Consider the following 22,997-nt stretch of genomic DNA (forward strand, 5'->3'; position numbering starts at 1 on the left):
GAGCCCAAGATGACGCATAAGCACGACATTCCGCGACCGCCCAGAGAGCTGATCGACGCACTGAAGGAAATCGGCGCCGCGACGGTCTCCGGCACGCTCGGCCACATGGGCTTCCGCAATCCGCACATGGTCGGTCCCGTGCCGCAGAATCGCGGGAAGTCGATCGTCGGGCCGGCCCTGACCCTTCAATTCATGCCGCAGCGGCCGGACCTCTTCACCGAGGGAGAATATGCAGATCCGGAGACGCAGTTGCACCGCCATGTGCTTTATCAGGTGCAGGAGGGCGATGTGGTCGTGGTCGACGCGCGCGGCGACATGAGCTCGGGCGTCTTCGGCGATATGATGTCGACCTATTTCAAAGGCAGAGGCGGTGCCGGCATCGTGATCGATGGGTGCATGCGGGATCGGCCGAATGTCGAAAAGCTGGATCTTCCTCTATGGCTGCGCGGCTGGACGCCCAACTATCATGTGCAGACCGGCATCTATCCCAACGCCGTCAACGTTCCGATTGCCTGCGGCGGTGTGACGGTCATCCCCGGGGACATCATTGTCGCCGACGATGACGGGGTGGTGATGCTTCCAGTCGCGATGGCGCCGAAGGTTATCGAAGAATCGCAAAAGCATCACGATTGGGAGGAGTTCTCGCGAGTGAAATTGATGGGAGGCGGGTCGTTGCAGCGCTACTATCCGCTGCATGACGACGCCCGCGAAGAGTACGAGAAGTGGCGCAAAACAAACCGCTTGGGAACAACTTAGCCATGAATTACCCTTAGTCTGGTGTTCTGAATCTCAGAGTAAACATTTGACGAAGGTCGAGAAAATGCAGCAGCCGTCCACCATGGCTTACAGTCTCAATCAACGCTTCCTGCATTGGGCGATCGCGCTTTTGATCTTCTTCAATCTGCTGTTTCCCGACGGCATGAATGTCTGGCATCGGCTGATGCGCAGGGGCGAGGTGCCGACACCCGAGCAGGTTGCGTCGGCGAATATCCATGCCTATGTCGGCATCGCCATCCTGCTGCTTGCGATCATACGGCTCGGACTGCGATTTACCAGAGGCGCGCCGGCCGAGGTGGTGGAGGAGCCGGCGATCTTCCGCCTTGCGGCGAAGCTTACCCATATTGGTCTGTATATCCTGATCTTCGCCATGCCGCTTACGGGCATCGCCGCCTACTATTTCGGCATCAATCCCGCCGGGTCGTTCCACGCGGACGTTCTGAAGATCATTCTCTGGGCGCTGATCGCGGCCCATGTCGCGGGCGCGCTTGTCCATCAGTTTTATTGGAAAACCAATGTGTTGCGCCGGATGACGCTCGGCTGAGCGCCTGGTCGGTTCAGTTCACGGCGGTGACGGTGAAGCCCTGCCGGCGCAGCAGTTCAACCAAACCGTCGTCGCCGGGCAGATGCGCCGCTCCGACGGCGATCATGGTGCGCCCTTTGTCGAGATAGGGCTTTGCCCGTTCAGCCATGACCTTGTTTCGATCCGTTATCACACGGTTTTCGAATGCTTTTGCAGCAGTCTGATCTGTCGAAACGAACTCCATCAATGAGTAGATCATTCCGACGTCGCCGTGATCGTATAAGTCGATCATCGTCTCGGATATGTCATCCACACCATTGGGAAGCGCCAGAAATTCCCTCAGGTTTTGAAGCATGAGATTATCTGGGACATCCGACATGGCTTCAAGCTGTTCGACCGGCGTTTCCAGGCCGAAGCGCAAGGAGCGGATCTGAAAGATCGCGGCGCGCTTTAGTTCACCGCAGTCACGGTAAACCCCTGCTGGCGCAGCAGTTCGATGACGCCGGCCTTGCCGGGCAGGTGCAGGGCGCCGACCGCCATGAAGACGTTGCCGCCGTCGAGAATGGGGGCGGCGCGCTCGGCCATCACCTTGTTGCGGTCGAGGATGACGCGCTGTTCGAAGGCGGCGTAGTTGCTGTCTTCGCCTTCCGTCTCCGGCGTCACGGTCTTCAGCATCGGCATGGTCAGGCCGATATCGCCGGAGAGATAGAGGTCGGTCATCGTCTCGACGACGTCGCTCATCTTGTCGCCGAGCTCCAGCGTCTCGATCAGCGACTTCAGATGGAATTCGATCGGCAGGTCGGCCATGGCCTGGATCTGCTCGGCAAGGGTCTCCAGCCCCTTGACCTGTTTTCCCTCGGCAGCCGCATCAGCGGCGATTTTCTGGTCGAGGAACTGCACGCCTTTGGCCTTTCGGGCGATTTCGCAGGCCGGCAGGGCGACGGCGCTCGAGATCATCCAGGGCCGCATGCGGGAGACGGCACCGAGCGGAATGCCGCGCTGCTTCAGGCCGGCTTCGAGGCGCTTGTAGTCCTCGGGGGAGAGCAGCTTGTCGATCGTCGTGCCGTCGGTGAACATCGTCAGTTCCGGCTTTGCAAGCAGGGCGGCGGTCGCCTTCCGCTCATCGAGGATCTCGTCGGATTCGATGATGATCGTATTGGCCGCGTCGTGGGCGGCCTGGGCTCGCGGCGGCAGGGCCAGCACGCGCGGATCGGTGACATGCATGCTGCCAAGCAGCCATGAAGGCTGAAGTCCTGCCTTTTCGATCTTCCAGAAGATGCCCTTGCCGTTTGGCGTCGCGTCGGCTTCCTTCAGCGCCTCGGCGTAGCGGGCGGGATCGTTCTGCTGCAGCTCGACCATCAGGTTGCGGCCGGTGCAGGCCGCGTCTTCGGCCGCCGCCGGCCTTGCCGCCAGGAAGGCCAAAAACAGGGCCGCAAGAAGCAGCATATGAAAGGCCGCAATCAGCCAGAGCAGCAGATTGCCGGATGCTGCGAGAAAAGTCCGGCGGCCGATGGATGTCGTCATAATGATGTTCCGGTCACATGCCTTGTGGTTTCAAGCTCTACGCCCGGCTTGCGCATAATCCTTTAAGAGAATGCGTTAACGAAAGCTTAGAGTCTTCCTTGCTCCGGCAGGATGTTTCGATCCGACCAGAAAAGGCTCTACGCGCGCGGATGAGCGCGATCATACACCTCAAGCAGCCGCGATGCATCGACGCCGGTATAGACCTGTGTCGTCGACAGGCTGGCATGGCCGAGCAGTTCCTGGATGGTGCGCAGATCGCCGCCGCCGGCAAGCAGGTGGGTGGCGAAGGAATGGCGCAGCGCATGGGGCGTCGCCGTCTCCGGCAAGCCGAAGGCGCTGCGCAGCTTCTGCATGGCGCGCTGGATGATCGCCGCCTGCAGCTTGCCGCCGCGGGCACCGCGAAACAGCGGCTCGCCGGGCTCGAGATGATAGGGGCAGAGCGTGCGGTATTTCTCGACCGCGTCGAAGACCACGGACAGCAGCGGCACCAGCCGCGTCTTGTTGCCCTTGCCGGTGATGCGCAGCGTTGTGGCGCCCTTTTGCAGGTCTGAGGGAATGAGATCGAGCGCTTCGGAGATGCGCAGGCCGCAGCCGTAGAGCAGCGTCATGACAGCCGCATCGCGGGCGGCGATCCAGGGTTCGTCATGAAGCTGGGCTTCGTTGCTGACGACGGTGATCGCCTGCGTGTCCGACAGCGGTTTCGGCAGCGATTTCGGCTGTTTCGGCGAACGGATCGCGCCGGCGCCGGCGGCATTGACCAAGCCCATTTTTTCCAAATGGCGCAGCAGCGAACGAAGGCCGGCGAGATTGCGGCCGAGCGAGCGGGCGCCGGAGCCTTGCTTGCGCCGTGCGGCCAGGAAGGCGCGGAAATCGGCGGGACGCAGCTCCCTGATATCGCCAAGCGTCGCCGGGCCGGCGAGATGGCCGGTCAGGAAGGTCAGGAACTGGCGGGTGTCGCGCTCATAGGCATCGAGTGTATGCTCGGAAAGACGACGCTCGCGGGCGAGATTTTCGAGCCATGCGGCCCGTTCCGCCATCAGGCGCGGATCGGCGATAACAAGTAGTTCGTTCACGTCGCTGGCCTTGAATTTGCCTTCAAGTCCGCCAATTTGAAACAGGAACGGTTATGGAATTGCTAATGCCCGCCAAGCCTTTGTCATCCTTAGATCATATTCCACTGCGATAGCTTATAGCCCATAGACAGGATCTTTCATGGCACGGCGCGACTCCATGACGGCTTTCGGACAGCTCGCGGAAGCGATCGCTCTCGTTTCACAGGGAAAGCCCGGTCATATCGTCGATACGCTGATTGCCGAACGTGGCCAGAGGATCGTAAAACATCCGCTCTGGCCGGTCATGCGGCCGTTCCTCTACACGCTGCTGCGCTACAACAAGGCGATCGAATTCGCCAATGCCGTCGCCAAGATGCCGGGTTTCCAGTCGTTCGAATATCTGAGCGACGTGCTGAAACTCGATATCGGCGTCACCAACGGCGAACGCATTCCCGATGCCGGCGGCTTCATTCTCGTCAGTAACCACCCCACCGGCATCGCCGACGGTGTCGCCGTGTTCGATCTCCTGAAGACGCGCCGGCGGGATATGATGTTCTTCGCCAATCGCGATGCGATCCGCGTCAATCCGCGGTTTGCCGAGATGATCATTCCCGTCGAATGGCGCGAGGAGCACAAGAGCAAGCTCAAGGCGCGCGAGACGCTGCAATTGACCAACCACGCGGTCAGGGAAGGCAAGGCGACGGTGCTCTTCCCATCAGGCCGCATCGCCTATTGGGCCAACGGCCGGCTGAACGAACGCCCGTGGAAAACCTCGGCCGTCGGGCTGGCGCGCAAATACAATCTGCCGATCCTTCCCGTCCACATGACCGCGCGCAATTCCGGCCTGTTCTACTGGCTGGCGAAGTGGTCGACCGAGCTTCGCGACATGACGGTCTTTCACGAGCTGTTGAACAAGCGCGGCGACCGTTTCGATTTCGTGATCGGCAACCTTATTCCCGCCGAACATCTGGACGGTGATCTCAACGATGTGACCAAGGCGCTGGAGAAACATACGGTGCACGATATGGCGGCGGATGGCGACGCGACCTTCGTGCCTGTCAGCCTCCCGGCTGCGGCAACGCCTCGCGAGCTTGCCGTTCCCGCAGTCTAATAGGTTTTGCCATGTCGGTCGATATCCGCGTGATCCGCGATCGATTGCCGCGGGAGATCGCCGACCTCGAAAGCGAGGCCCGGCGGGAGGGTCATCTCCATATCGCCCGCCTTATCGACGAATGGTCGGCCGGCGACATCAGGTTCGAGCGTGGCGGCGAGAGGCTGCTTGGCGCCTATGTCGGGGAGGCGCTTGCCGGCGTCGGGGGTGTGACCGTCGAACCCGCCCTATCGCAAGCGTTGCGGATGCGGCGTTTCTACGTCAGCCCCGAAATGCGCGGCCACGGCATCGGCCGGCTGCTGGCCTTGGCGCTGCTCAATCATGCGCGGGATTTCTGCAGTGTTGTCACCGTTCATCCGGGCAATCCCGGCGCAACCAAATTCTGGGAGGCTCTCGGGTTCCGACCTCACGCGCCTGATGGCGATATGCTTTATGTCGAAATTGCCCGCATCCCCTCCGGTCGGGATGTTTCAGGCTCGTTCTTCATGTTTTAAGCTTCAGGCCCCGATCTCTTTGAGACGAATGGCCTGACGGGCCAGCAGCCGCTCGACATCAGCAATATCGGGTGCCGAGAGCTTGGCGCCCGGCTTGCGCAGAGTGGCGGATTTGATGACGCCGCGCTTGGCAAGCACATATTTGCGGGAGGCAAGCCCGATGCCCTGCTGCTGCTCATAGCGGGCGAGCGGCAGATAGGCGTCGAAGATCTCGTGGGCGCGATCCGGATTTCCGGCTGCATAGGCCGCGACGACGCCGACCATCATCTCAGGATAACAGAAGCCGGTCATGGCGCCATCGGCGCCCCGGCCCATCTCTTCAGGCAGAAAAAGCCCGCCATTGCCGCAGAGGATGGAGATGCGCCGCATGGCGCCGCTATCGCTGGCGGCGCGGAGCGCGGTGATTTTTGAAAGGCCCGGCCAGTCCTCGTGCTTGAGCATGACGCAATTTTGCACCTCGTTGACGATGCGCTCGATCACCTTGGGCGCAATCGTCACATTGGTGGTGAGCGGATAATCCTGGAGCACGAAGGGTGTCTCGCCGAGGGCCTCGCCGACCGACTGGTAAAAGGCGAAAGCCTGGTCGTCGGTCTTGACGGTCCAGGGCGGCGCGACCATGACGCCGGCCGCACCTTCGCCCATGACGGCTTCGGCAAGTTCGCGCATCGGAGCTAGTCCCGGCGCCGACACGCCGACAACGACGGGCAGCCGCCCGTCGAGGCGCTTCAGCACACGCTCGACCACCGTGCGCGATTCCTCGGCGGTCAGCTTCGGGGCCTCGCCGAGCTGGCCAAGCACCGTCAGGCCAGTGACGCCGGCGCCCTCGTAGAAATCGACCATGCTGTCGATGCTGCCGAGATCGAGCGCGCCGTCATCGGTGAACGGGGTTACGGCGATCACATAGACGCCCTTGGCATCTTCGGTCAGTCTGGCCATCGAGGCTCTCCAATTCAAGCGGCCGAAGAACAAAGGCCCCGGCATTTCGAACAATCCTTCCGGCAATCTATGCGGCCAATCGCTCGCCCGGCAAGCTTTTCGTAAGGGTGCCGGCGATCTCCGACGCCACACTCCTTGCCGACGCTCAGCCGTGTCTTTGCGGTTCCAATTGCATCGATTTGCGGGCATGGTCTCGCCCGATGAGCACAGATTCGTCCGACCTCTTTGGCGCGCTTTTTGACGCACCGCTCGCGAACCGAACGGTTCCCGTGCTGGTGCCGATGCCGGCGCCCAAACCCTATTCCTATTCGGTGCCTGAGGGCATGGCGGTCGAGCCCGGCTCGGTCGTGCAGGTGCCGCTCGGGCCGCGGCAGGTGATCGGCGTCGTCTGGGACGGCGGCGAGGATGGAGTGGACCCGAAGAAGCTCCGGCCGATCAGCCATGTCTTCGACTGCCCGCCGCTTACCCGGGAGATGCGCGATTTCATCGATTGGGTTGCGGCCTACACGCTCTCGCCGCCCGGCCTCGTCGCCCGTATGGCGCTGAGAGCCCCCAACGCCTTCGAGCCGGAGCCGATGGTGGAGGGGCTGAAATTCGTCGGCGGCGAACCGGAGCGGACGACGCCGGCGCGCGCCCGCGTGCTTGACACGGCTTCCGACGGTTTGTCCTGGACGCGCAGCGGCCTGGCGCATGCGGCGGGGGTCTCGACCAGCGTCGTCGACGGGCTGATCACGCTCGGCATTTTTGAGACGATATTCCTGCCGCCGCCGCCGGTCGTGGCGATACCGGATCCCGAATTTGCCGCCGCCCGCCTCGAAGGGCCGCAAAAAGAGGCGGCCGCGGAGATCGTTTCCGATGTCCGCAAGGGCGAATTTTCGGTGTCGCTGATCGACGGAGTGACCGGATCGGGCAAGACCGAGGTCTATTTCGAGGCGATCGCCGAGACGCTGAAACGCGGTAAGCAGGTGCTGATCCTGCTGCCGGAGATCGCGCTGACGGCCAGTTTCATGGAGCGCTTCCAGGATCGCTTCGGGGCAAAGCCGGCCGAATGGCATTCCGATCTGGCACCGCGCATGCGCGAAAAGGTCTGGCGCCAGGCGGTGACCGGCGAGGTCCGCGTCGTGGCCGGCGCCCGCTCGGCGCTCTTCCTGCCCTTCGAGGAACTCGGCTTGATCATCGTCGACGAGGAGCACGATCCCGCCTACAAGCAGGAGGACCGCGTCTTCTACAATGCCCGCGACATGGCCGTGGTGCGCGGCCGGATCGGCGATTTTCCCGTTGTCCTGGTGTCGGCGACGCCGTCGGTCGAAAGCCAGGTCAACGGACAGAGTGGGCGCTACAGCACCGTCCACCTGCCGACGCGTTTCGGCGACGCGGCGCTGCCGGACTTGCACCTCATCGATATGCGCCGCCACGCACCTGAGCGCGGCGGCTTCCTGTCGCCGGTCTTGATCCGGGCGATCGGCAAGACGGTGGAGAAACGCGAACAGGCGCTGCTCTTTCTCAACCGCCGCGGTTATGCGCCGCTGACGCTCTGCCGGGTCTGCGGCCATCGCTTCCAATGCCCGCAATGTTCGAGCTGGCTGGTCGAGCATCGCTTCCGCAAGCAGCTGCAATGCCATCAATGCGGCCATGCCGAGCGCACGCCGGAGGCATGCCCGGAATGCGGCACGCTCGACCACCTCGTTGCCTGCGGGCCGGGCGTCGAGCGTATCGCCGAGGAGGTAGAGCGGCATTTTCCGGAGGCGCGGACGATCGTTCTCTCCTCCGATATCATGGGCGGGGTGAAGCGGCTGCGGCTGGAGCTGGAGGCGATCGCCAAGGGCGAGGCCGATATCGTTATCGGCACCCAGCTCGTCGCCAAGGGACATAATTTTCCGCTGATGACGCTGGTCGGCATCGTCGACGCCGACCTCGGCCTTGCCAATGGCGATCCGCGCGCGGCCGAGCGCACCTTTCAGCTCCTGTCGCAGGTGACGGGCCGGGCCGGGCGCACCGGCCTCAAGAGCCATGGGCTGCTGCAGACTTACCAGCCGCAGCATCCCGTCATGCAGGCGATTGTCTCAGGCGATTCCGATGCCTTTTACGAGCGCGAGATCAGCGAACGCGAACGCGCTATATTGCCGCCCTTCGGCAGGCTCGCCTCGATCATCGTTTCGGCCGAAACCCGCCATGACGCGGAAAACCATGCGCGTGGCATGCGCAATGCAGCGCCGCAGGTATCCGGCATCTCGGTGCTCGGTCCGGCGGAAGCCCCGCTGGCGCTGGTGCGCGGGCGCCACCGCTTCCGCCTTTTGGTGCACGGCCGGCGCAACTCCGACATGCAGGGCTTTTTGCGGGCAATGCTGTCGCAATCGCCGAAGGAGCGCGGGTCTGTGCAGGTGCAGCTCGATATCGATCCGCAGAGTTTTCTCTAAAACGCCACGCCGCCATTTCCTCCCTTTCCGGCCCATGTCATAAAACACTGATTCTTCCGGGTGATTTGGGGCTAATGCATGGAGTTTTATTTTCCGACCGAGCTCGGCGAGCAACTCGCCTTTTGCTCCGCCGCCTTCACGGCGCTTGCCGGCTTCATCATGATGTTTGCACCGGGCCATAGCTTCCGTCTTCTCGGTCTGCAGGCGCAGGAGGGGCGGCCGGAGGGGTATGGGGAGGGGCGCTCGATGGGCGGTTTCTATCTCGGCTTTGGCTTGTCGGCGATCATGCTCGCCCAGGACTGGATTTACATGGCGCTCGGCGCCTCCTTTGCGATGGCGGCCTTTGCCCGTATTATCTCGATCCTGTCCGATAAGGGGAGTAGTCTCGTCAACTATTTACTCCTGGTTGTGCAAATTGCCTTGGCGGCGCTGCCGCTGCTTTATGTATTCGGCTTCACCCAGACATGACTCTCGCGACCGGCTAACGGCTTCCCCGGCCGGCTTCCAGGCCGTTGCGCAATTTTGCGAACAGAAATTCATGTGAAAGGCGTATTCGGGCATTACGCGTGTTGCGAGTCCGAACATCCTATGTTAGACGGACCCCGAATTTCGGAAGAAGCAAGAGGCTTCTCTTGTGGTTTCTGGGGGAAATCAAAACGAATTCAAGATCATAGGTTCGGCGTCCGCCGAGAGCCGGATTTTGGGTTGAAATCAGGGAAATTTGTGCCAGTGGCAGACACGTCCCAGCTTACATCTGGTGTTGCCGAGCGCTATGCCTCGTCGCTTTTCGAACTGGCGCTCGAGCAGGGCGCCGTCGACAGCGTAACCGCCGATCTTGACCGTTTCCAGGCAATGCTGGATGAGAGCGCTGACCTGAAGCGCTTCGTCGCAAGCCCGGTTTTTTCCGCCGAGGACCAGCTGAAGGCGATCGTCGCCATCAGCGAGAAGGCCGGAATCAGCGGCTTCTTCGCCAATTTCCTGAAGGTCGTGGCGCGCAACCGCCGCCTGTTCGCCCTGCCGGGCATGATCAAGGCCTTCCGCATCATCGCCGCGAACCATCGCGGTGAAATCTCCGCCGAGGTCACCTCGGCGCATGCGCTTTCGCAAGCGCAGGAAACCGAATTGAAGGTGGCACTCAAGAGCGTTACCGGCAAAGACGTGACGATTGCCGTCACGGTTGATCCGTCAATTCTTGGTGGTCTGATCGTAAAGGTCGGGTCCCGCCAGATTGATACGTCTCTTCGTACCAAACTCTCCACTCTTAAGCTCGCATTGAAAGAGGTTGGCTGATGGATATCCGCGCCGCGGAAATTTCCGCAATTCTCAAAGACCAGATCAAAAATTTCGGCAAAGAGGCAGAGGTCTCGGAAGTCGGCCAGGTTCTCTCCGTCGGTGACGGTATCGCCCGCGTCTACGGTCTGGACAATGTCCAGGCCGGTGAAATGGTCGAGTTCCCGGGCGGCATCCGCGGCATGGCGCTGAATCTCGAATCCGATAATGTCGGCGTCGTCATCTTCGGCTCCGACCGCGACATCAAGGAAGGCGACACCGTCAAGCGGACCGGCGCCATCGTCGACGTCCCGGTCGGTCCGGAACTGCTCGGCCGCGTCGTCGACGCGCTCGGCAACCCGATCGACGGCAAGGGCCCGATCAACGCGACGCGCCGTTCGCGCGTCGACGTCAAGGCTCCCGGCATTATTCCGCGCAAGTCGGTTCATGAGCCGATGTCGACCGGCCTCAAGGCCATTGACGCGCTGATCCCGGTCGGCCGCGGCCAGCGCGAGCTGGTCATCGGCGACCGCCAGACCGGCAAGACCGCTATTCTTCTCGATGCCTTCCTCAACCAGAAGGCCATTCACGACAACGGCCCGGAAGGCGAGAAGCTTTACTGCGTCTACGTCGCCATCGGCCAGAAGCGCTCGACCGTTGCCCAGTTCGTCAAGGTGCTCGAAGAGCGCGGCGCGCTGAAGTATTCGATCATTGTCGCGGCGACCGCTTCCGATCCGGCGCCGATGCAGTATCTGGCTCCGTTTGCCGGCTGCGCGATGGGCGAATATTTCCGCGACAACGGCATGCATGCGCTGATCGGTTACGACGACCTGTCGAAGCAGGCCGTTTCCTACCGCCAGATGTCACTGCTGCTGCGCCGCCCGCCGGGCCGCGAAGCCTATCCGGGCGACGTTTTCTACCTCCACTCGCGGCTGCTCGAGCGCGCTGCGAAAATGAACGACGACCAGGGCGCCGGTTCGCTGACCGCTCTTCCGGTCATCGAAACGCAGGGCAACGACGTGTCGGCCTTCATTCCGACCAACGTCATCTCGATCACCGACGGCCAGATCTTCCTTGAAACCGACCTGTTCTACCAGGGTATCCGCCCGGCCGTGAACGTCGGTCTGTCGGTTTCCCGCGTCGGTTCGTCGGCGCAGATCAAGGCGATGAAGCAGGTTGCCGGTTCGATCAAGGGCGAGCTCGCCCAGTATCGCGAAATGGCCGCCTTCGCCCAGTTCGGTTCGGACCTCGATGCTGCGACACAACGCCTGTTGAACCGCGGTGCACGCCTGACCGAACTTCTCAAGCAGCCGCAGTTCTCGCCGCTGAAGACGGAAGAGCAGGTCGCGGTGATCTTCGCTGGCGTCAACGGCTTTCTCGACAAGCTGCCGGTTGCTTCGGTCGGCAAGTTCGAACAGGGCTTCCTCTCTTATCTGCGTTCGGAGGGCTCCGCCATCCTCGACGCGATCCGCACGGAAAAGGCAATCAGCGATGATACCAGGGGCAAGCTCACTGCTGCTCTCGATAGCTTCGCAAAGTCTTTCGCGTAATCAGGCCCTAAGTTAGGACGGATCACGGATGCCTTCACTTAAGGATCTGAAAAACCGGATCGCCTCCGTCAAGGCGACGCAGAAGATCACCAAGGCGATGAAAATGGTCGCCGCGGCGAAGCTTCGGCGTGCGCAGGAGGCGGCCGAGGCCGCCCGGCCTTATTCGCAGCGCATGGGTGCGGTGCTGGCGAACATCGCCAAGGCCGTTACCGATGCGGACGGCGCGCCGACACTGATGACCGGGACCGGCAAGGACCAGGTTCATCTGCTGGTGGTCTGCACGGCCGAACGCGGTCTTTGCGGCGGCTTCAACTCGCAGATCGCCCGATTCGCCCGCGAGCATGTGCGCAAGCTGGTTGCCGAGGGCAAGACAGTGAAGATCTTCACCGTCGGCAAGAAAGGTTACGACATCCTTCGCCGCGAATATGCTTCGCTGATCATCGAGCGCAAGGAATTGCGCGACGTCAAGAAGATCGGCTTCGAGAATGCGGACCAGATCGGCAAGCGCATCATCGAGATGTACGAGGCTGGCGAATTTGACGTCTGCACGCTGTTCTATTCCGAGTTCAAGTCGGTGATCAGCCAGATTCCGACGGCGCAGCAGCTCATCCCGGCTTCGACGGGCGCAGTGCAGGCCGAAGATGCGGCGCATGCCGGCGCGGTCTACGAATATGAGCCGGATCCGGCTTCGATCCTCGAAGACCTGATCCCGCGCAACATCTCCGTCCAGATCTTCCGCGCGCTCCTTGAGAACGTCGCCGGCGAAATGGGCGCGAAGATGAGCGCCATGGACAATGCGACGCGTAATGCCGGTGAGATGATCAACAAACTGACGCTGAGCTACAACCGCCAGCGTCAGGCGCAGATCACCAAGGAACTCATTGAAATCATTTCGGGCGCGGAAGCGCTCTGAGGCTAGGAAAAGAGGGTCAGAAAATGGCTGAGGCAGCTACCCCCAAGATCGGCTCTGTCGGCAGGGTCACACAGGTTATCGGCGCCGTCGTTGACGTTGCTTTCGAAGGCGAACTGCCGAAGATCCTGAACGCGCTGGAAACCACCAACAATGGCGTCCGTCTGGTTCTCGAAGTTGCACAGCACCTTGGCGAGAATGAAGTCCGTACGATTGCGATGGACTCGAGCGAAGGTCTCGTGCGCGGCCAGGAAGTCAGCGATACCGGCGCTCCTATCATGGTTCCGGTCGGCAACGAGACGCTCGGCCGTATCATGAACGTCATCGGCGAGCCGGTCGACGAAGCTGGCCCGCTCGTCACTGCGCACAAGCGCGCCATCCACCAGGATGCGCCGTCCTATGTCGAGCAGTCGACGGAAGCGCAGATCCTCGTCACCGGCATCAAGGTCGTCGACCTTCTGGCGCCCTATGCGCGCGGCGGCAAGATCGGTCTGTTCGGCGGCGCCGGCGTCGGCAAGACCGTCCTGATCATGGAACTGATCAACAACGTCGCCAAGGCGCATGGTGGTTACTCGGTTTTCGCGGGCGTCGGTGAACGTACCCGTGAAGGCAACGACCTCTACCATGAAATGATCGAATCCAACGTCAACAAGCATGGCGGCGGCGAAGGCTCGAAGGCCGCGCTGGTTTACGGCCAGATGAACGAACCGCCGGGCGCCCGCGCCCGCGTCGCTCTGACCGGCCTGACGGTTGCCGAACATTTCCGCGACCAGGGTCAGGACGTTCTGTTCTTCGTCGACAACATCTTCCGCTTCACCCAGGCAGGTTCCGAAGTGTCGGCTCTGCTCGGCCGCATCCCGTCGGCCGTCGGTTATCAGCCCACGCTCGCAACCGACATGGGCCAGATGCAGGAACGCATCACCACGACGACGACCGGCTCGATCACCTCGGTCCAGGCCATTTACGTTCCGGCCGACGACTTGACCGACCCGGCGCCGGCAACCTCGTTCGCGCATCTTGACGCGACGACGGTTCTGTCGCGCTCGATCGCCGAAAAGGGCATCTACCCCGCCGTCGATCCGCTCGACTCCACCTCGCGCATGCTCGACCCGATGGTCGTCGGCGAAGAGCATTACGAGGTCGCCCGTAAGGTCCAGTCGACGCTGCAGCGCTACAAGGCCCTGCAGGATATCATCGCCATTCTGGGCATGGACGAACTGTCCGAAGAGGATAAGATTGCCGTTGCCCGCGCCCGCAAGATCGAGCGTTTCCTGTCGCAGCCGTTCTTCGTCGCCGAAGTCTTCACCGGCTCGCCGGGCAAGCTGGTTGCTCTGGAAGACACGATCAAGGGCTTCAAGGGCCTCGTCAACGGCGAATACGATCACCTGCCGGAGGCTGCCTTCTACATGGTCGGCTCGATGGAAGAAGCGGTCGAAAAGGCCAAGAAGCTCGCAGCTGCTTGATGAGCGACGCGCTGGACGAGATATTCTGCTGCGATCCTCTGAAGGGGGTCGTGGCGGATCTTCCGGAACCAGCCGCGCCGACCATCTATCGCGCCGATAACGGCGTGCTGATGATGGTGGTCGGTCTGGTTCAGAGCGAGGAAGGCCTCGGCTATCTCGATCGGGCGATAATGCACTGCCCGTTCTGCGGGACCCAATTGCAAGATGCGAAAGCCATAGCCGAGAAGGTAAGTCACTGATGGCTGACAATTTCAACTTTGAGCTCGTTTCGCCGGAGCGTCTGCTGCTGTCGGAGATGGTGACTGAAGTCGTCATTCCTGCGACTGAAGGCGAAATGACCGTCATGGCGCACCATGCGCCGACGATGACGACGATCAAGCCGGGTGTCGTGAGCGTGCGTTCGGCCTCCGGCAAGAAGCAGGACTATGTCGTGTTCGGCGGTTTTGCCGATATCCTGCCGACCGGCTGCACATTGCTTGCCGAATCAGCGGTTCCGGTCGAGGAACTCCACAAAGACGAACTGACCCGCCGCATCGAGGCCGCTCGCAAGGAGCTCGAAGATACCGAGCTGCACGAACGCAAGTCGAAACTCGAGCACTTCATCATGGAACTGACGCATCTGAATGGCGTCGTCCAGCAGGATTGATCGCAATCGATTTTTCGATAGTGAAAAGGCGGCTCAACAGCCGCCTTTTTTGTGTCTGCTCGTCTCCAGGGATCCGGCGGACAATGTCTGACGGCGGGTTCAAACGAACAAGCGGCCTTCGCCGCCACGCCGGATCGTCTCAGAAGCCGGTGCCGCCACGCAGCTCGATGACGAGCGTCTTCAGCAGAATCTTCAGGTCGAGCAACAGACTGAAATTCTTGACATAATAGATATCGCAGGCAATGCGGGCGCGAGCTTGCAACGGTCGCGCCGTCGGGCCCCGCCAGCCGCGTGTCTGCGCTAGGCCGGTGATGCCGGGGCGCATGATGTGGCGCTGGTGGTAGTGCGGCACCAGCTCTTCGTAGAGCCTGCCGGCTGCGCGCATGTTGATCGCATGGCATCGCGGACCGACCAGCGACATATCGCCCATGAGGACATTGAAAAGCTGCGGCAGCTCGTCGATATTCGTCCGTCTGAGGACCGCGCCAATGCCGGTCATCCGGCTATCGCCCTTGACGGTCTGCTGAATGCCGCTCGGATCACAATCGTCGGTGCGCATCGAGCGGAATTTGAAGACCGTGATCTTCCGTCCGTTCAGTCCCCAGCGGATCTGCCGGAAGAATATCGGGCCGCCATCGTCGAGTTTGATGAAGAGAGCAATCGCCAGAAAAAACGGCGCGAGCACGATGAGGGCGCTGCCTGAGGCGACAATGTCGAACAGCCGCTTCACGCCCAGCCGTACAGCCATCTTTCTTTCGACAGGCGAAAAGCTATCCGGCTGGCGAATGTTGGAGTTCGCGATAACCAGGGTCTTGGTTTTGTCCTGACGCTGAGACGGATCGAAGCGTGAATTCGTCTTCGAAGTAAAAGCATTCATTACGCAAGGTCCACAAGTTTAGATGCGATACTGAACTACCGGGAGACAGATACATCGTCACGTAACGTTTGTCATCGGTATAAAAAAGAATTTCGTAACCCTAAAGAAGCCAAAAATGGGAGTATTTCGCGTTAACCTTAACGCCTGTAGTTGCGTTGAATGAAAGCTTATACTTTGAAAGGAGTAGCCCGATCGGATGGGCATGATGTCAGTCGGTTGCCGAGGTCGATCGCCGGTTTCTCCAGCAGGTGGTAGCTGAGGCTGGCGACGAGAAGGACGAGCGCTGCCGCCAGTCCGCAGGACTGCAGCCAGCCCGTGACGACATTTTCCGAGGAGACGCCGAACGAACCAGGGTCGAGCCTTTGGATCGATATCAGGATGATCTCCTGCCAGACATAGATGCCGAAGGAGATCTTTGCGATGTAGCGGACGGGCGCATTGTCGAGTAGCCTGCCCAGACGTTGCGAATGGCAGAGCGAAACGAGCGCCGTTGCGATTGCCAGCGGAAAGACCGGGAAGCCATAGGGGATATCGAGCCAGCCGTAAGCTTCAGGGGTGCCGCCCGGCGATATGACGAGGCGGTAGCCGGCAACGGCGAGGGTGAGCAGCGCTGCGGCATCGAACCAGAAGGAGGACCGCCTTCTCAGCATGATCTCGATGCCGGCGGCCAGCGCGCCGAGGGCGAAGACGGCGAAGAAGCCGATCGGATTATATCTCGGCATCCACTCTTTCGCCCCACCCTGCAGGCCGTACTGCCAGCCGCGTCCGATGTCGTCGAGCGGAAAGATGGTGAGGATCAGCAGATGGGCGAGGACGACGCCTGCGACGACGCAAAGCCAGGCCAAGCGGGCAAGCAGCGGACGCTGCCTGAGGAGAGGCAAACGAAACAGCAGGAGAAAGCAGACCGGCAGGAGCACATAGCTGGTGACCTCGAAGGGAATGGACCAGAGCGGGCCGTCGGCTTCGACCGGAAAAAACGTGCGCCAATGCCACTGGCTCATGAACAGCAGCCCGGAGACGTAGCGAAGCGTGAGTTCCGGCGTCAGCGGCAGGGCAAGCAGTGTCAGGCTGAGGACGAAGCTGACGGTTGCTGCCACCCAGAAGCCCGGCGCGATACGCGCCGCCCTGCGGATCGTGTAATGGCGGAGGCTCGGCATCTCGCCGCCGCCGTCGAGCGCGCGCCAGAAGGGATGAGCAAGAAGAAAGCCGCTGAGCACGAAGAAGATGGCAACGCCGAAATTGCCGAAGCGGAGGATCTGCGCAGTCGTTGCCAGTTCGTCGGGAATTCTGCGCATATCCAGCCGGAGCGCGAGATGGTGGGCAAGCACCAGCAGACAAGCCGTCGCGCGCAGAAAGTCCGCTCCGGCCAATCTCTCCTGTTGTCGCATCTGTCCCTCGCCTTATAGCTCAAGACTTTGCCGCGGAACGCCGCGGCGGGCAAGGCCAGGGCTGGACTCAGGCCAGCAGGTCGTTGGTATAATAGGTGGAAAAGTCCGGCTTCTCCTTGAGTGCGGCGCCATTCGCATCGACCAGAATGCCGTTCTCGACCATGAAGCCGCCGATAGCATCGGCCTTGGCCGGATCGAGGGTGCCGATCACACCGGCCTGGGATTTCAGGAAGTGTCCTTCGATCAATGCCTTTTGCGAAGCTTTCACCAATTCGGCGTTCATCAGCGCGCCGTTGCTCTCCGCTATCAGCAGCGCGCAGGCTTCGTCGGGATGATCAACGGAATAGGCATAACCCTTTCGCGTCGCCTGAATGAAAGCGCGGGCATTTTCCCGATTGGCCGAAAGATAGGTGTCGCTGGAGACGATGACCGTGGTTTGCTCGTCGGGAATGCCGTAGTCGGAATAGTGGAAGCGGGCGATCTTCCGGTTTTCCAGTTCGGCGGCGACGCCTTCCCAGGTATAGATCTCCAGGGTGAAATCGATCGAGCCATTGTCCAGCGCTTCATAGGCGGAGGTGCCGAGCGTGACGGTCTTGACCTCGCCTTTGCCGCCATCGTTGCGGATCATCGCGGAGATCAGCGCGCTCTCCCAGGTGCCGCCGAATCCGCCATAGGTCTTGCCGTCGAGATCCCTTGGGCTCTTGATGTCGTCGCGTCCGCCCTTGAAGATCAGGCGTGCTGTTTCAGTCTGGACGACGCCGTAGACCATCTTCACGTCACCGCCGGCGGCGCGCTGCGTGATGGCCTCGATCTCGCTGCTGATCCCGAAGTCGGCGACGCCGTTCGATACCAGCGTTCCGGCACTCGTATCGGCATAGGGTAGAATGTCGACATCGAGGCCCGCGGCGGCATAAAAACCCTTCGCCTTGGCGACATAGATGCCGATATGGTTGGTGTTGGGCGTCCAGTCGAGTGCGATGCGAGCCTTTGCGGGCGCCGACTGGGCGAAGGCCGGGCGGCCGACAAGGCCTGCCGCGATGGCGGCGAAAATCGTCTGGCGACGGGTGAGAAGCAGCATGATGACCTCCTCAGGTCTCTAGAGCATGGTGCCGAAAGTGTGCGCGGTTTTCGGCGTCATGATCTAACTCTTTAGTTCAGAACAGGATGCAGATTTTAGGCCGACCGGCCTAAGATCATCCTGTTCCAGCGGATGAAGCAGGGTCTGCAGGATTTCGGTTTCGATCGCCTGGGCCGCCGGCGAGCCGAGATCGGCAAGGCTTCTGGGGCGGGGCAGGGGAACGCGGAATTCTCGAATGATGCGCGCCGGGCGGGCCGAAAGCACATAGATGCGGTCGGAGAGGAACACCGCCTCGCGGACATCATGGGTGATCAGCAGCGCCGTCCAGCGGTGTTCGGTCCACATGCCCTGCAGCCACTCCTGGATCTGCGTGCGCGTCAGCGCGTCGAGCGCGCCGAAAGGCTCGTCGAGCAGCAGCATGTCCTGGGTCTGGACGACGGTGCGCAGCAGAGCGGCGCGCTGGCGCATGCCGCCCGATAGTTCGGACGGATAATGGTGTTCGAAGCCGGCAAGGCCGAAGCGCTGGAACAAAGGCGCCACAGCGGCGCGGGCCGCGCGGCGGCTCTTGCCTTTTACCTCGAGGCCGAGGGCCGCATTGTCGATGATCCGGCGCCAGGGCATCAGCGCATCACGCTGCGGCATGAAGGCGAAGGAATGCGGCGCTTCCTCAAGCGGCGCGCCATTGAAAAGCACCGAGCCGGAATCGGGTCGAAGCGACTGCGTCAGCAATCGCAGCACCGTCGATTTTCCGGAGCCGGACGGGCCGACGATCGAAACGAACTCGCCGTTCCCGACGCCGAGCGAAATATCGCCCAGTACCTGCATGCCGTCGAAAGATTTCGCGATATTGCGCAGTTCGACCATTTTGTCGCTCATCGGCGCCGCTCCCCGGATGGCTGCCAGGGCATAAGGAGGCGCTCTATCAAGAGTGTTAGGCCGAACAGGCAAAGGGTCAGCACGGCGCTGACGACGACGGCGGCGAGCACGAGATCGGGACGGAAATTGTTCTTGGCGTTGAGGATATAGATGCCGAGGCCGCTTGCGGCGCCGGCATATTCGGCAAAGATCGCGCCGACGACGGCATAGGTGATCGAGATCCTCAGGCCGGCGAAGAAATAGGGCAGCGCCGAGGGAAGCCGTGCCAGGCGGAAAACGCGCCAGCGGCTCGCCTTCATCGAATGCAGCAATTCGGCGATGTCGCGGTCGGTCGATTCATAGCCTTGCAGCAGGGCGACGAGCAGCGGAAAGAAGGTGACGAGCGCCACCAGCAGGATCTTCGGCAAAAGGCCGAAACCGAACCATAAGACGACGAGCGGCGCAATCGCCACCAGCGGCAGGGTCTGGCTGGCGATGAAGATCGGCAGCAATGCCCGGCGCATGAATGGCATGAAATCCATGAGGATCGAAGAGGTGAAGGTGAAGGCAAGCGACAGCGCGAAACCGCCGAGCGTCGCACCAAGCGTCGGCCAGGTGTTTGATATCAGCGCCTCACGGTTCAGCCAGCCCTGGATAACGATGCGCGAAGGCGCCGGCAGAATGGAAGGCTTGATGCCGGAAAGATCGACATAGAGTTCCCATGCCGCCAAAAAGGCGCAGCCCGCGAGCAAGGCGGGGAACCCCCGATAGAGAGCGGCGCGGAGCGCGGAAAGGTGCGAATCCGATGGTTGCGGCGATGTCATCAGCGTTTGATTTCGGTCTCGATGCCTAGCCGGCCGCGATAGGGATCGAGCGTCTTGACGGCATCGCGAATGATGCCGACGACATTGCCGGACATCGGATAAAGTGACACTTCTGCGCCTGAGAACATCTGAACCTCGCTCCGCTGGCATTACCCAGATCAGCTTTAAAGGGTCCAGAGGCTAGCGCCTCATATCTCAGCCCCGGCAATACGGAGCTCCCCTGTTATTTCGTCGGAAACTATCACCCGTGTTTTCTTCCCGCAACCGCAAATTTGGGAACCCGTCCGCACGGTCGGAAAAGCTCTGTTGTGAGGGAAACACCCGAGCGGGATCCCGCTCGGGTGTTCCTCGGTGGGCCCGTACCTGCCGGGAACGGGACCGCAGCTTGCTGCCTCTGGCGGCAATATCGGCGTAAGGGGTGCCAGCGCCCTTATCGGAGTAAGAGCGGGAGCGCCCGATCGGGCTTTACGATCGCAGAAGCAAAGGGTATAAGACCTCAACCAATATTGAGGTCAAGAGGCGATGGATGGTATTTCGGCAGCGCCGCTCGGAAAGCTCCTGACTGTCGGCGAAGTGGCGGAACGCAGCGGCCTTGCCGTCTCGGCGCTGCATTTTTACGAGACCAAGGGTTTGATCTCGAGCATCCGCTCCCGCGGCAATCAGCGCCGCTACGGGCGCGATGTGCTTCGCCGCCTCGGCATCATCAAGGTGGCACAGCGTGTCGGCATTCCGCTTTCGGAAATCCAGGCGGCGTTCCAGTCCCTGCCGCAGGGGCGCACGCCGACCGTCGCCGATTGGCAGACGCTGTCGGCGCGATGGAAGGACGATCTCGACGCACGAATCAATCGGCTCAGTCTGCTGCGCGACCGCCTGACCGGCTGCATCGGCTGCGGCTGCCTGTCGATCGAAAGCTGTCCGTTGCGCAATCCCTGTGACCGGCTCGGCAGGGAAGGGCCGGGTGCGCGGCTTCTGGAGACCGAAAACGAGCTCGTTGTTTAGTCCTGGATCTCCCCGGAAAGATCGATGCCTGCCTTTCTTTCGGTCGGTGTGCTCATATGTTAAGGGCAGGTGACGCATCCGAGGAGGACGGCTTCGTGTTTCATCCCAGACTGTTTGAAAATCGTAATGTCGTCGTCACCGGCGCCGGCCGCGGCATCGGCCTCGAAGTCGCTCGGCAGTTTCTGGATTGCGGCGCGAAAGTGATCGTCCATACCGGGCGCAAGCCGGGGCGGGACCTGCCGGATTTCCTGCTGACGGCTGAATCGGAAAGACGGGCGCTGCTGCTGCATGCCGATTTCTCTGCCGCCGGCGGTGCGGTGCAATTTGCCGACGATGTTCTGGCTTTCTTCGACAGGGTGCATGTGCTCGTCAACAATGCCGGCACCATGCTCGGCCGTTTTCCCGCTGCGACGCTGACCGATGCCGAATATGAAGCGGTCATACGGCTGAACCAGACCTCGGTAGTGGCGCTGACGCGCGCATTGCTGCCGGCATTGAAGGCGGCCGAGGGTGCTGCCGTCGTCAACACCGTTTCGATCTCGGCGCTCACCGGTGGCAGCCCCGGCTCGTCGATCTATTCGGCCTCGAAAGCCTTCGTTGCGACCTATTCCAAGGCGCTTGCCCGCGAGCTTGCCCCGGATGGCATCCGCGTCAACTGCGTCTCGCCGGGAACGATCGAGACGGATTTCCACGAGCGCTATTCCTCCAGAGAAAAGCTGGAGCAGACCCGGAAATCCATCCCCCTGCAGCGGCTTGGCACGGCAGAGGATTGCGCTCCCGCCTATCTGTTCCTGGCGGCTCCCTTACTCTCGGGATACATTACCGGCCAGGTGATCGAGATCAACGGCGGACAGCTTATCTGCTGATTTACTTGGACCTTTTTTGGCATTTCATCACTATTGACCAATTCGTTTGTACGAATATGCTATTGTTCTGATCTACCAAATCGCCTCCCTTCCGAGATATCGAATGCCGTTGCCTAAACCGGAGCCGGGGATGACCGGCCAGGACTTGCACATACTCGCCGGAAAAGCCCATGAAGCGAGCGATCTGCTGAAGGCTTTGGCGCATCACACCCGATTGCTGATCCTCTGCATCCTGGCAAAAGAGGAGCGGACGGTCGGTGAAATCGAGAATATTCTCGGCATTCAGCAGGCGATGGTTTCGCAGCAGCTTGCGCGTTTGAGGCTCGAAGGCCTAGTCAATACGCGCCGCCAAGGCAGGCTGGTTTATTACAGTATCGGCAATGTCAGCGTGCTTGCCTTCCTCGAATCTCTGTTCGATCTTTTTCCCGCTGCGGAAAACTGTTAAGGCGCGTCGCCTTAACTTGATTCATTCCCTTGCGGAGCACGGTTGCTGTGTCGAAGATGAGGCCAGACGCGAAATGTCGCGGGAGCCCGGATGATCGACAAGCTGGAATTCTTCATCGCCCTAGCCAATGAAAAGCATTTCGGCCGCGCTGCGGAGGAGTGCGGGATTTCGCAGCCGACGCTATCGGCCGCGATCCGGCAGCTCGAGGATCAGCTCGGGGTCATGCTGGTGCAGCGCGGTTCGCGTTTTCAAGGGCTGACGCCGGAGGGGCAGCGCGTGCTGGAATGGGCCCGGCGCATCGTCGGCGACGCCCGCACCATGCGCGAGGAAATGCGCGCCGCCCGCCGCGGCCTTTCCGGCCATATTCGCCTTGCCGCCATTCCGACGGCGCTCGCCATGCTTTCGCGCATTACCACGCCTTTTCAGGAACGGCATCCCGGCGTCACCTTCTCGATCGTCTCGCGCAATTCTCTGCAGGTGCTGAGCATGCTCGAAAACCTCGAAATCGATGCGGGCATCACCTATCTCGAAAACGAGCCGCTCGGCCGTGTCACCAGCGTTCCGCTCTATGCCGAGCGCTATCACCTGATCACGGCTGCGGGCAGCCCGCTCTCCGATCGCGACAATGTGACATGGAAAGAGGTCGGCGATCTTCGGCTTTGTCTATTGACCGCCGACATGCAGAACCGCCGAATCATCAATCGGCATCTGACGGAAGCCGGTGCCACGGTGCATCCGACGCTCGAATCCAACTCGATGATCGTGCTGTTCTCGCATGTTCGAACCGGCCGCTGGGCGAGCATCATGCCGCGCAATGTCGCCAAGTCTTTTGGTTTTCCGGTGGAAATCCGGATGATTCCGATCGTCGAGCCGGAGGCCCATCATCTCGTCGGCCTTGTCGCGCCCTATCGCGAGCCCTTCACGCCGCTGGTCTCTGCCTTGCTGCATGAAGCGCGGGTGCTCGTGCGAGATGAAGAACTCTGATAGAAAAAA

Annotated in this window: 25 protein-coding genes, 1 pseudogene and 1 riboswitch; of the genes and pseudogenes, 16 read left to right on the top strand and 10 right to left on the bottom strand. The window is 61.3% G+C overall.

The genetic code is table 11. The features are described 5' to 3' along the window. Positions 1 to 9: 9 nt before the first annotated feature. The gene (locus FHX03_RS22935) at positions 10 to 756 is read left to right on the top strand and encodes a ribonuclease activity regulator RraA (protein WP_097624895.1); all 747 of its coding nucleotides are present in this window, start codon (positions 10 to 12) and stop codon (positions 754 to 756) included. A gap of 64 nt (positions 757 to 820) precedes the next feature. Then, positions 821 to 1,321, top strand: a complete 501-nt coding sequence (locus FHX03_RS22940; protein WP_097624894.1) for a cytochrome b — start codon at positions 821 to 823, stop codon at positions 1,319 to 1,321. Positions 1,322 to 1,334: 13 nt separating this feature from the next. On the opposite strand, the gene FHX03_RS22945 is transcribed toward FHX03_RS22940, so the two are convergent. From FHX03_RS22945 to FHX03_RS22955, 3 genes are all read right to left on the bottom strand, one after another. Further along, positions 1,335 to 1,721 carry a TraB/GumN family protein gene (locus FHX03_RS22945; protein WP_239620012.1) on the bottom strand — a complete coding sequence of 129 codons (387 nt, stop codon included), beginning with the start codon at positions 1,719 to 1,721 and terminating at the stop codon, positions 1,335 to 1,337. Between the two features lie 29 nt (positions 1,722 to 1,750). Then, on the bottom strand, positions 1,751 to 2,824 hold the full coding sequence (locus FHX03_RS22950) for a TraB/GumN family protein (protein ID WP_183855583.1): 1,074 nt from the start codon (positions 2,822 to 2,824) through the stop codon (positions 1,751 to 1,753). A 137-nt stretch (positions 2,825 to 2,961) separates the two neighbouring features. After that, a complete protein-coding gene (locus FHX03_RS22955; protein WP_097624892.1) occupies positions 2,962 to 3,897 on the bottom strand; it encodes a tyrosine recombinase XerC in 936 nt (311 codons plus the stop codon). Between the two features lie 139 nt (positions 3,898 to 4,036). Here FHX03_RS22955 and FHX03_RS22960 point away from each other — a divergent pair, with 139 nt between their 5' ends. Together FHX03_RS22960 and FHX03_RS22965 are read left to right on the top strand one after the other, a co-directional pair. Then, positions 4,037 to 4,987 carry a GNAT family N-acetyltransferase gene (locus FHX03_RS22960; RefSeq protein WP_097624891.1) on the top strand — a complete coding sequence of 317 codons (951 nt, stop codon included), beginning with the start codon at positions 4,037 to 4,039 and terminating at the stop codon, positions 4,985 to 4,987. Positions 4,988 to 4,998: 11 nt separating this feature from the next. Next, positions 4,999 to 5,481: a GNAT family N-acetyltransferase gene (locus tag FHX03_RS22965; RefSeq protein WP_183855585.1), complete on the top strand. Its 483-nt coding sequence runs from the start codon at positions 4,999 to 5,001 to the stop codon at positions 5,479 to 5,481. A 3-nt stretch (positions 5,482 to 5,484) separates the two neighbouring features. Here the strand turns inward: FHX03_RS22965 and FHX03_RS22970 are convergent, their stop codons facing one another. After that, on the bottom strand, positions 5,485 to 6,417 hold the full coding sequence (locus tag FHX03_RS22970) for a dihydrodipicolinate synthase family protein (protein WP_183855587.1): 933 nt from the start codon (positions 6,415 to 6,417) through the stop codon (positions 5,485 to 5,487). A 200-nt stretch (positions 6,418 to 6,617) separates the two neighbouring features. Between FHX03_RS22970 and FHX03_RS22975 the strand changes: the two genes are divergently transcribed. From FHX03_RS22975 to FHX03_RS23010, 8 genes are all read left to right on the top strand, one after another. Beyond that, positions 6,618 to 8,834, top strand: a complete 2,217-nt coding sequence (locus FHX03_RS22975) for a primosomal protein N' (protein ID WP_183855589.1) — start codon at positions 6,618 to 6,620, stop codon at positions 8,832 to 8,834. A gap of 78 nt (positions 8,835 to 8,912) precedes the next feature. Then, entirely contained in the window at positions 8,913 to 9,302 is a 390-nt protein-coding gene (locus FHX03_RS22980; RefSeq protein ID WP_097624887.1) for a DUF4345 family protein, read from the top strand. A 255-nt stretch (positions 9,303 to 9,557) separates the two neighbouring features. Further along, positions 9,558 to 10,124 (top strand): F0F1 ATP synthase subunit delta, encoded by a 567-nt coding sequence (locus FHX03_RS22985; protein ID WP_017966273.1) that lies wholly within the window; start codon positions 9,558 to 9,560, stop codon positions 10,122 to 10,124. After that, positions 10,124 to 11,653 carry a F0F1 ATP synthase subunit alpha gene (gene atpA, locus FHX03_RS22990; RefSeq protein ID WP_097624886.1) on the top strand — a complete coding sequence of 510 codons (1,530 nt, stop codon included), beginning with the start codon at positions 10,124 to 10,126 and terminating at the stop codon, positions 11,651 to 11,653. The genes FHX03_RS22985 and atpA overlap by 1 nt, the downstream gene beginning before the upstream one ends. Positions 11,654 to 11,681: 28 nt before the next feature. Continuing rightward, the gene (locus FHX03_RS22995; RefSeq protein ID WP_097624885.1) at positions 11,682 to 12,566 is read left to right on the top strand and encodes a F0F1 ATP synthase subunit gamma; all 885 of its coding nucleotides are present in this window, start codon (positions 11,682 to 11,684) and stop codon (positions 12,564 to 12,566) included. A 23-nt stretch (positions 12,567 to 12,589) separates the two neighbouring features. After that, entirely contained in the window at positions 12,590 to 14,026 is a 1,437-nt protein-coding gene (gene atpD / locus FHX03_RS23000; RefSeq protein ID WP_097624884.1) for a F0F1 ATP synthase subunit beta, read from the top strand. Next, complete coding sequence (locus tag FHX03_RS23005; RefSeq protein WP_183855591.1) at positions 14,026 to 14,265, top strand: hypothetical protein; 240 nt, start codon at positions 14,026 to 14,028, stop codon at positions 14,263 to 14,265. The genes atpD and FHX03_RS23005 overlap by 1 nt, the downstream gene beginning before the upstream one ends. After that, on the top strand, positions 14,265 to 14,672 hold the full coding sequence (locus tag FHX03_RS23010; RefSeq protein ID WP_097624883.1) for a F0F1 ATP synthase subunit epsilon: 408 nt from the start codon (positions 14,265 to 14,267) through the stop codon (positions 14,670 to 14,672). Before FHX03_RS23005 ends, FHX03_RS23010 begins: the two co-directional genes overlap by 1 nt. Before the next feature lie 139 nt (positions 14,673 to 14,811). Here the strand turns inward: FHX03_RS23010 and FHX03_RS23015 are convergent, their stop codons facing one another. The 6 genes and pseudogenes from FHX03_RS23015 to FHX03_RS34940 form a co-directional block, all read right to left on the bottom strand. Next, entirely contained in the window at positions 14,812 to 15,549 is a 738-nt protein-coding gene (locus FHX03_RS23015; protein ID WP_097624882.1) for a sugar transferase, read from the bottom strand. A gap of 167 nt (positions 15,550 to 15,716) precedes the next feature. Continuing rightward, on the bottom strand, positions 15,717 to 16,937 hold the full coding sequence (locus FHX03_RS23020; protein WP_183855593.1) for an acyltransferase family protein: 1,221 nt from the start codon (positions 16,935 to 16,937) through the stop codon (positions 15,717 to 15,719). Between the two features lie 67 nt (positions 16,938 to 17,004). Then, complete coding sequence (locus FHX03_RS23025) at positions 17,005 to 18,015, bottom strand: ABC transporter substrate-binding protein (protein ID WP_183855595.1); 1,011 nt, start codon at positions 18,013 to 18,015, stop codon at positions 17,005 to 17,007. A gap of 63 nt (positions 18,016 to 18,078) precedes the next feature. Then, positions 18,079 to 18,891 carry an ABC transporter ATP-binding protein gene (locus tag FHX03_RS23030; protein ID WP_183855597.1) on the bottom strand — a complete coding sequence of 271 codons (813 nt, stop codon included), beginning with the start codon at positions 18,889 to 18,891 and terminating at the stop codon, positions 18,079 to 18,081. Further along, the gene (locus FHX03_RS23035; RefSeq protein ID WP_183855599.1) at positions 18,888 to 19,694 is read right to left on the bottom strand and encodes an ABC transporter permease; all 807 of its coding nucleotides are present in this window, start codon (positions 19,692 to 19,694) and stop codon (positions 18,888 to 18,890) included. The genes FHX03_RS23030 and FHX03_RS23035 overlap by 4 nt, the downstream gene beginning before the upstream one ends. Before the next feature lie 11 nt (positions 19,695 to 19,705). Beyond that, positions 19,706 to 19,822, bottom strand: a pseudogene (locus FHX03_RS34940) (HMP/thiamine-binding protein); the annotation flags it as partial. Next, positions 19,813 to 19,926: riboswitch (TPP riboswitch) on the bottom strand. Its footprint overlaps the pseudogene before it by 10 nt. A gap of 290 nt (positions 19,927 to 20,216) precedes the next feature. Here FHX03_RS34940 and soxR point away from each other — a divergent pair. The 4 genes from soxR (at position 20,217) to FHX03_RS23060 (ending at position 22,988) form a co-directional block, all read left to right on the top strand. Further along, a complete protein-coding gene (gene soxR / locus FHX03_RS23045; protein ID WP_097624877.1) occupies positions 20,217 to 20,693 on the top strand; it encodes a redox-sensitive transcriptional activator SoxR in 477 nt (158 codons plus the stop codon). Between the two features lie 95 nt (positions 20,694 to 20,788). After that, a complete protein-coding gene (locus FHX03_RS23050) occupies positions 20,789 to 21,559 on the top strand; it encodes an SDR family NAD(P)-dependent oxidoreductase (protein WP_097624876.1) in 771 nt (256 codons plus the stop codon). Positions 21,560 to 21,662: 103 nt separating this feature from the next. Then, positions 21,663 to 22,004 carry an ArsR/SmtB family transcription factor gene (locus FHX03_RS23055; protein WP_131711719.1) on the top strand — a complete coding sequence of 114 codons (342 nt, stop codon included), beginning with the start codon at positions 21,663 to 21,665 and terminating at the stop codon, positions 22,002 to 22,004. A gap of 90 nt (positions 22,005 to 22,094) precedes the next feature. After that, the gene (locus FHX03_RS23060) at positions 22,095 to 22,988 is read left to right on the top strand and encodes a LysR family transcriptional regulator (RefSeq protein ID WP_003582744.1); all 894 of its coding nucleotides are present in this window, start codon (positions 22,095 to 22,097) and stop codon (positions 22,986 to 22,988) included. Positions 22,989 to 22,997 lie beyond the last annotated feature (9 nt).

The sequence above is a fragment of the Rhizobium sp. BK456 genome, assembly GCF_014194045.1.
Lineage (GTDB): Bacteria > Pseudomonadota > Alphaproteobacteria > Rhizobiales > Rhizobiaceae > Rhizobium > Rhizobium redzepovicii.